The 8,909-nt window shown below is 34.7% G+C and carries 6 protein-coding genes and 1 pseudogene; 6 read left to right on the top strand and 1 reads right to left on the bottom strand.

Annotated elements, in window-relative coordinates; genetic code table 11:
* The 6 genes and pseudogenes from ACFIMP_RS09090 to ACFIMP_RS09065 form a co-directional block, all read left to right on the top strand.
* Positions 1–408: HNH/ENDO VII family nuclease (locus tag ACFIMP_RS09090; RefSeq protein WP_375686289.1), on the top strand; the 408-nt coding region annotated here is incomplete at its 5' end.
* 20 nt (positions 409–428) lie between these two features.
* Complete coding sequence (locus ACFIMP_RS09085; protein WP_375638835.1) at positions 429–893, top strand: SMI1/KNR4 family protein; 465 nt, start codon at positions 429–431, stop codon at positions 891–893.
* A 106-nt stretch (positions 894–999) separates the two neighbouring features.
* On the top strand, positions 1,000–1,476 hold the full coding sequence (locus ACFIMP_RS09080) for an SMI1/KNR4 family protein (protein ID WP_375627527.1): 477 nt from the start codon (positions 1,000–1,002) through the stop codon (positions 1,474–1,476).
* Positions 1,477–1,481: 5 nt separating this feature from the next.
* Positions 1,482–4,058 (top strand): annotated as a pseudogene (locus ACFIMP_RS09075) (DUF6990 domain-containing protein).
* Positions 4,059–4,146: 88 nt separating this feature from the next.
* Positions 4,147–4,497: an HNH/ENDO VII family nuclease gene (locus tag ACFIMP_RS09070; protein WP_375618707.1), complete on the top strand. Its 351-nt coding sequence runs from the start codon at positions 4,147–4,149 to the stop codon at positions 4,495–4,497.
* Between the two features lie 270 nt (positions 4,498–4,767).
* Entirely contained in the window at positions 4,768–5,238 is a 471-nt protein-coding gene (locus tag ACFIMP_RS09065) for an SMI1/KNR4 family protein (RefSeq protein WP_375686288.1), read from the top strand.
* 1,062 nt (positions 5,239–6,300) lie between these two features.
* On the opposite strand, the gene ACFIMP_RS09060 is transcribed toward ACFIMP_RS09065, so the two are convergent.
* Positions 6,301–8,909 (bottom strand): type ISP restriction/modification enzyme (locus ACFIMP_RS09060; RefSeq protein ID WP_375686287.1); only part of this gene is annotated, 2,609 nt, incomplete at its 5' end.

Raw genomic sequence — 8,909 nt, 5'->3', positions numbered from 1 at the left:
TCAAAACCTATTGAGGTTGAGTTTGAAATAACTAACAAGGGAGAAAAAATTACTCAGACAAACAAAGTCTATCAGAGCGAAAAACTGTTTGATCCTAACCAGATTGTTAGTTGGACAGTCAACAAGAAAAAAGTGACAGGTACAAATATTGAAAGAATGAAAACAGGAAGAGCACCTATAGGTTTCGATAACGAGCCTATTGAATTACACCATATGCTACAAACACATGATGGTCCCATAGCAGAAGTTACAAATGCGTTTCATAATAAACATCATTCTGCTATTCACATTAATCCTAACACAATGGGATCAGCTATTGATAGGGATGCATTTGCTTTGTGGAGACAGAAATACTGGAAAGAACGTGCTAAAGGTTATGAAAATAAAGATATAGCAACTAGAAAATAACAATTTATGGAGAACAAATTATGAAAACTTACACTTTAGATGATGTTGTACAATTAATTGATAAATATAGCGATAGTATCGATTTTGGCTCTACAGATGAAGCAGTTGATGATGCACTGATTGAAAAAGCAGAGAAAACTCTTGGTTTGCAGTTTACGTCTTCCTATAAAAGTTTTTTAAAAAACTATGGAAGAGGGGAAATTTGTGGTGAGGAAATATGTAGCGTTTATGATACAAACTTTGAGATTATTCGTAGTGATGATATTGTTTATAAAAACTTAAATTATAGAAAAAATGGTTTTGCAACGCCACAGCAACTTATTGTTAGTAGAACCGATTTTGGAGAGACATTTTTCTTCGATTATTCTCAATTTCAGAATGGAGAATGTGCACTCTATTTTGATTTTCCACCCAAGAATCCACAATATTATGCAAGTAACTTCTATGAATTCCTCTGTAAAAGGATTACAGATAATTTGAAGTAAATTTCTTTGTATGGTGGTTTTACTTCCAAATTGCAATGTTAAACCACCATTATTTTTTTCTTTTCAAGAATGCAAGCATCGTTAATATTTTTAAGGGGGATCATCTATGAAAACCTATACCTTAGATGATGTTGTAGTATTAATTGATAAAGTGAATAAATATGATGATGAGATTATCAATTTTGGCACTGCAGAGGATGCGCCTGATGATATATTGATTGAAAAGGCTGAGAGAACTCTTGGTTTACAACTCACCTCGTCCTACAAAAGTTTTTTAAAAAATTATGGAGGAGGAGAAATTGGAGGTTATGAAATTTTTAGCATTTATAACGCAAGTTTTGAAGATAATCCTGCTGGTGATATTGTTTATTATCACTTAACAGATATAAAAAATGGTTTAGCAAAACCACAGCAGCTTGTTGTCAATAGAACAGATTTTGGTGAAACCTTTTACTTTGATTATACTCAGTTTCAGGATGGAGAGTGTCCGCTCTATCTTAAGTTTCTACCTAGCGATCCCCAGTATTACGCAAGTAATTTTTATGAATTTCTCTGTAAAAGAATTAAAGAGCACGCAGGGTAATGACGATGCAAACCAAAGATGCAACAGAGATTTTAAAAAGACTTGGCTGGGAGCCCCATCGCGATGAAATGGGTGATATGTTTGCTTATTATCATCTCCCCGATCGCATAGTGCGTATTCATTATGGTGTCATAGATTATGGACGGGATAGTGGAAGATTATGGGTTTCTGTCAGTCTTACCACTGCCGCCTATTGTCTTGGCTGGGAATACGCTAACGGTAAGAAATCGCGATACCAATATGAGGATATGCTGATTTCTTCAGAAGAGAATTTTGGAGTTACAGCACTAGAATTTTTTGAAAACCACGTTAAGGTAGCTTTAAATAAAGTGTTAGTTTGGGCGCACGCACAAGATATTGAGAAAAAATTACGTGAAAAAGCTGCTAATCATTCTCTCGTTGCAAAGGCTCTACTCGGCGATACCGAAGCTTTAAGTAATTACAAACCTACATCTCAATTATATACACCAGAGTTTTCTGATTATGAAAAGATGACACAGGTTGAGCGTATGATCTTTTTTGCTGAGGCTTATAAAAATAACGAATTGGATGACATTTTAGCACGCAAAAAACCGAAACAGTGTTTGATGAGTCTTACAGCAGCAACGCGCATTCTTAAAACCCAAGGGTGGTTTGTTACGGAACCTGGGAAAATGTGGTTAGTTTTGCCCGACCGCTTCATTCAATTTGATTTTGGTTTTATACGTCTTCCAAATGATGATTACAATGTTCATCTTGAAGCAGAGATCTCCAACGAAGATATTTCTGTAGCTTGCCATTATATTCACGATAGTAGAAAATGTAGGCAGATATCAGCTACAAATATTTATCAGTCTTTTAATACGATTGGGGGAGGGGTTTTTAGTGGTGTTGATAAAGGGATTGATATTCGTGTAGAGACATTAAATGAGCAGGAGCTTATAAAAATTTCTGAGCGGGTGATACAATGGGCGCGTGCTCAGGATTTAGAAGCAGCGATAGAAAGCAAAGCGCTTGTTCAAAAATATAGCTCTTGTCCTGATATCTCATGGCATTTGGCTTGTTTAGTATTAACAGGTCAAATTGATGTCCTGAAATCCTATCAAAATGCCGTAAAAGCAGGTACGATTTCTGAATATTTAGATGACGATGATGTGGAAAAATATGTTAATCACGCTGTTCAATTTGCTGAAGGACATCTGACCGTTTTAAAGGAGCGAGAGGCGGCAGATGCACGTATTGGTGTACAATCTTTGGTTCTTCTTAATACAGTTTCTGAAACATTAAAAATGATGAACTGGACAGTCTATTGCGACAAAAATTATAATTGTAATGCCTATTTTATAAGCAAAGACCGTATCATTAATATAATGTACAGCCTTGATATAAAAGGAAAAACACCGATCCTTATATTCAAGGCTTCACTTTCAACACTTAGTTTTTCTACTGCTCATAGAGAGATGTTTCCTAGATTGCCCCAATATATAGCTCTCAAAGAGGCAGAAGAATTTTATACAGTTTCTAGTACTGAATTGGATGAAGGCAAGCTAAAGGAGATTTGTACAGATATACTTGAGTGGGCTGATAACCAAAACACCAACCAAATCATCTATGATTATGCGGCGTTGCTAACAAACAGTGAATTTTGCCTTGCAGAATTTCACCTTATTGCACTTATTTTGACTGGTAATGTCAAAAAACTTAAGTTTTATAAGGAGAGTTTTCAAAGAAAGAGCCGTCTAGGTTTTGTGGAAAACATCACAAAATATGATATTGAGAACGCTCTTACTCTTGCACAGCGTTATTGAACAGGTTTTCCCAAAAAGGCATTGATTTTAAGCTTGGATCCGCAAACAGCATCTGTTGCTTCTAAAAGAATTTCTGTTGAAGTGGCAGAGGAAGTGGATGAAGCAGATGACACTGATGATCGTCTCACCATGGAAAGTGCTCATGCACTTTTAAAAAGCTTAGGCTGGTCAACCGAGAAAATCAATGAGAATGACCATATGGCAAGCTATCAATTGGCTGATCGTGAAGTAGATATTCTTTATAACGACGAAATTGCCAAAGACTACCCGCAATTTGATAGCGCCTTTATGATTAGTACCGGTATTCTTTCCGCTGCTTGTAAATTCATTGATCCTACCCACACGGAAGATATTCCAGATATACAGCTTAATTTTGAAGCCAAGGGATTAGAAATCTTTGAACCAGAAGTCACTACGGATCGTTTAACACAGGCGCTTGATGATGCTTTAGAATGGGCGGTAACAGACATTGACCTTTCTAAAAGACTTCGCTCTGATTATGGCACTGCTCCTTGGAAAAAAAGCACTACGTCTAAAGCAAATGATACGGATTATGCTTTACTTCATCTTGGCGCTCTTGCTTTATTGGGCGATGTTGAGACCTTACAATCTTATCAGAAAAGCTTTACGGCAGGTGATCACCTAGGCTTTGACGAAAGCATCAACAAAACCCACCTTGAACGTGCATTAGCTTTAGCCAAAGAAGTAGCAAAGGTGAAGCAAGTGAGCTACGCTTTGATTGAACGGGTAGCAAAAGATTTTGATGATCACTCAGAGCTTTCTAGCGAGGAATAACCTCGCTCTTGGAAGGAGAGTTTATTTAAGTCTATTTAGAACAAAGAATAAATTGATTATTTTGAAAAAATTGAGGGGATTATGAATCATGAAATGGATAAAGAAAAAAAGTATGGGGGCAGCTGAGCCGGTGGAATTTAAAAGTCAAAAAGTTTATCAGGAAGATGAACTGTTTGAGCCCGAAACAGTTTCTTCTTGGAAAGAAGAAGGACAGATAGTAACGGGTACAAATGTGGAAAGAATGGTATCAGGAAGAGCACCTATTGGAGTCGATTTTAGACCTATTATGTTACATCCTGTGACACAAGAACAAGATAGTCCTCTCGTTGAGGTTCTCTACTCATTTTATCAAGGCAGGAGTTTGGTTGCTCCTATGAATCCAAAGACAAATTTTATCAGAAAAGTTATTTGTTGGATTTCAAAAAAAATTCCTAAGTAGGAAAAAAGAAAGAGTAATTATTGCAAATATTGAAATAATATCCCTAAAAGGCGCTCTCTAAACTTTAATGATCACCTCCTTTAATTCCATCATATATTGTAAATGCGAGATGATTGTACAGAGACAGATGAGAAAAGAGCTCCGTCAAGAACATATCTCTTATGATTTTATCAATCTCATCTCAATTCCATTGGCTATAGTAGAAAAAGATTGATCATTAGGAGCACTCATTATGAGTAAAAACACGCTGTGACTTATGGAGAAAAATTTATGAAAAGTTATACTTTATCAGATGTTGCACAATATGTTGATATGCATAGTCATGTTATTAATTTTGGTACTCAAGATAATGCCCCTGATGATGTACGGATTAAAACAGCTGAGAACACTCTTGGTTTACAATTTACCTCTTCCTATAAGAATTTTTTAAAAAATTATGGAGGAGGAGAAATTGGAGGTGAAGAAATATTCAGTATTTATGAAATCTGTGCAGGTATTCCTGCTGGTGATATTGTTTACCGAAATTTGCTCGATAGAAGAGATGGCTTTACGGACCCCAAACAACTTGTTATCTGCACAACTGATTTTGGTGAAACCTTTTATTTTGATTATAAGCAGTTTCGCGATGGTGAATGCCCACTCTATCTCAAGTATACATCTGAAGATTCCGAATATTACACAAGCAATTTTTATGAATTTCTCTGCAAAAGAATTAAAGAGTATGCAGGGGAAGATTCATGAAAACCTATACCTTAGATGATGTTATACAACTAGTTGATAAATAGGATAATTGCGATTTATTGCTTGTTATGAAAACATCTAAAAAGAGATTGATCATTATAAAGATTAGAAAAATCCCTTTTAATAGACCGTGTCAGTGTTGTCAGTTCTTTTTAGAGCCTATATTATTTTTTTAATGAGAGAAAATTAAAATCAATATATTTCAATAGGTTATAATTTTAATGATGCAACCTTTATTAAAAGACAGCCCATAAATTCAATTCATAATATATATTTCTCAGTTATGTGTCAGTAAATTGAACTGACAAAATAGATTATTTTAGTGAGTGATTAAAACGTGCTTTATGAAAAGCGTATGAAAGTAAAAACTGATTACGTTATCAAAATTCCTTTAATGAATTTTTATCAATTTATTTAAATAGATAACCTTATGATTTTAGTGAGTGATTAAACCACGTCTTAAAAAAACATGTGATCCTTTAAAGCCTTTCAAAAGAAACGGTTTATGATCATAAAAATGCTATCAAGATCATTATGGTTATGAGTTTTGAAGATTTTGAGTATTTTGAGGGTTCCTTTTACGCCCCTTTATATATTATTTTTCAATCAAAAAATAAAAGTTATTATATTTCAATATGTTAATGTTTTAAATAAACAACCCATATTACACACAACACGTAAATACAATCTGTAATATATATAAAAAGGATTTTTGAAGGTATTTTGAGGGTGTGAGAAACCTTCAAAACCTATAAGTAATATAAGAAAATGAATATACATAACTCTCTTTAAACAAAGCTATCATTTTAGATTACGGTATAACCTCTTAAAGGCAATGTAAAAAAATTTAATTCACTTTAGATAGGGTTTCTTAAAAGTCTTAAAGGCAATCCAAATAAAAGTATCTAAAAGTGCAAGTTTCTTCTTTTTAGAATAACGCATATAAGCACTCTTTTTAAAGATTGTATGTAATCAACTTAACAAGAGAGGTATAGATTATGGTTATAAGCTCTATACCCCTTGTGAATTTAGCATGCCTATCATGTGAACATGCTTTATAAGTTATTCAGTTTCTCTTAATACCAAATTTGGTAAGTTTTTTACGATTTTCATTGTCTCTAAACTTACGGTAATAACCCTCTGAAATAACTCTAGAGGGTAGGCAGGGTTGCCAACGGTTTCAACAGCATAGCGATTGGCATCATTAACAATGCCACTCTTTTTATCAGTCTTAACACATTGACGCCCCATAACCCATTCAAGAGCGGGCTTGCCATTGACGATATACTCATAAGCTTCAAGAGGGATATCTGTTATGGTAATATTGCTATTATAAATAACAGTGGTTTTATCTTTCTCTTTACCTGCTTTTGCGAATTTCATTTCAGTCACATAATAGAATTTTTCGAGATTAGAGATTTCTGTCTGTTTTGGATTACCCTTTTTAAAGATCACGGGATAAGGCTCTACATCTTCATAGTTTACGTGCAAATGACCGAGTTCACGCCCAGCTGTTACAAACTTCCAAAAATCATCAGCACTCTTTACGCAAGGAATGCGAGGTAATTCTTTGCATAAATTATCAGCATAACGGGCGCGATAATCTTCCGAATGCAAAAGACCGTAAACATAATAGAATAGATCATCTTTTGTTATGGTTTCATTAGGATAAGCTGCTTTAAAATGTGCTAATCCCGCATCTGTAATGGCATCACGGCGTTGTAAATCAGCATTGTTGCTTTTTTCTATAGAATTCGTAAATAAATGTGACTGGTTATTATCTTTAGATTTTAAGGAGGTAATATCTTCATAAAAGTATCTTGGAAAGCATTGACCTGTATCTATTGCGTGAAGGTTAGGTAAATCCTTACTCATCAAAACAGAAAATCCACTTCTTGCTCCTACGCCTGTAACTTGTATTACCTTATTTTTTACCGCTTTCCCTATAGAGAATTGTAAAACTCTCTCATTAAAAATGCGATTGTAATAAAGCCACTGTTGTGTAAAAGGGCGATAGAGGCTTTGAATAAGGTATTTATCTTCAAATTCGAAAATCTTTCCACTAATTAATTGTTGTTTAAGAGAACGACTCCAACTGATTTTTTTAGCATCTGAATTTACAAAATTATCTACAATTTTTGTACGTGTTTTACAGTCAGTGTGATAAATATCATTAAAACGTTTCACTTCACTATTATAAAAATTAATCATATTACGCATATTTTTAGCTAAAGCTTCACGGCTTGAGTTATATGCCCACGCATCACGGCTAGTTGAGATACCACAAGAAAACGTTTTAAAGAGCTTTTTATTATGTCCTTTCTTATCTCCTAAAGCTAGGAATGTTTCGAAACTCTCATCACGTTGATGTATCCAATCACCATGCTTATCTGGTGCAATTACTTGCCAGCCCTTTTTATCCGTAATGCCACCAACACTACCAAAACATTCCAGAGCTGTAAGTTTTTCTTTTATCGTACGATTATTACCAATATCATGATAGTAAATTTTACAAGGTCCAATAGCATTGGGATTTTTGATAAACAAGGTTACAGCAATACCAGTCATACTTCCATTGCCGAAAACATTTTCACCTTCTTGAGCAACTCCATTGCTTAACATATTTTTGCGAAGATCTCCTCGTAAATTGAGTACGTAAATACTGCTAAATTCTTTGGCTAAAGATTTTCGTAAACCATCCATTGTAGACTTTTCTATGTAACCAGAACCAGAAACAAAACCGATTACTCCAGCATTATCAATACGATCACTAGCCCAGCGAATGGCACGAATATAATTATCATATAGATTTCGTATAAGATTTGCATTTGACTGAGCGGCATAAGTTTCACGAATGCGGTCATCTAATATCGGATAAGGTGTATTCTTTGCATTATCATTAGCACTTTTTTGACCTGTTGAATAAGGAGGATTTCCAAAGATAACTTCAATATTCATCTTCTTTTGATGTTCTAAATATTCACTGTTTTCTTTAAACAATTCCTGTAGTAAGTTCTTCTCTTCAAGCATCCGAAACGTATCGGTTAAGCCAATATGTTTAAAAGGAATATACTCTCCTTTCATAAGACTATGATACGTCGATTCAATGTTAATCGCTGCTATGTAATAGGCTAAGAGAACAATCTCATTGGCATGGATATCATGACGGAATTTGTATTCCATATCCTCTGGTTTGATCAGTTTAGATTGTAACAGCCGCGTGATAAAAGTACCCGTTCCGGTGAAAGGATCAAGGATAGAGACACCCCGTGATCCCAAGCTTTTTCCAAACTCTTGCTCTAAAACATCATTAACGGAATGAATGATAAAATCAACAATCTCAACGGGCGTGTAAACAATTCCAAGCTTATCCGTGGTTTTCTTAAATGCCTTGGCAAAAAAACTTTCATAAAGTTTGATAATAAGATTCTGTTTTGCATGAGTTTCCGTAATGCCTGCTGTACAGAACATGACACTTTTGTAAAATTTATCAAGATCTTTCGTTTTCTCTTCGATATTTGTTTTATCCAGTTCCGTTAAGATCTTGTCCATTGCTTGCGAAATGGCATTGTTCTGTACAAATTCATTACCGTCAAATAAAGCTTCAAACACGGGACGCGTGACAAGATGTTGCGCTAACATCTCAATCGCTTCCTCTTGCTTGATTTCAC

Source organism: Bartonella sp. AP65SXKL, from assembly GCF_042195725.1.
In the GTDB taxonomy this organism is placed as follows: Bacteria; Pseudomonadota; Alphaproteobacteria; order Rhizobiales; family Rhizobiaceae; genus Bartonella.
This window is presented reverse-complemented; position numbering and strand designations above follow the sequence as displayed.

Excerpts from the sequence above, each read along its gene's own strand:
- ACFIMP_RS09085 (WP_375638835.1), top strand. The coding sequence starts at position 429 with ATGAAAACTTACACTTTAGATGATGTTGTACAATTAATTGATAAATAT.
- ACFIMP_RS09080 (WP_375627527.1), top strand. The coding sequence starts at position 1,000 with ATGAAAACCTATACCTTAGATGATGTTGTAGTATTAATTGATAAAGTG.
- ACFIMP_RS09070 (WP_375618707.1), top strand. The coding sequence starts at position 4,147 with ATGAAATGGATAAAGAAAAAAAGTATGGGGGCAGCTGAGCCGGTGGAA.
- ACFIMP_RS09065 (WP_375686288.1), top strand. The coding sequence starts at position 4,768 with ATGAAAAGTTATACTTTATCAGATGTTGCACAATATGTTGATATGCAT.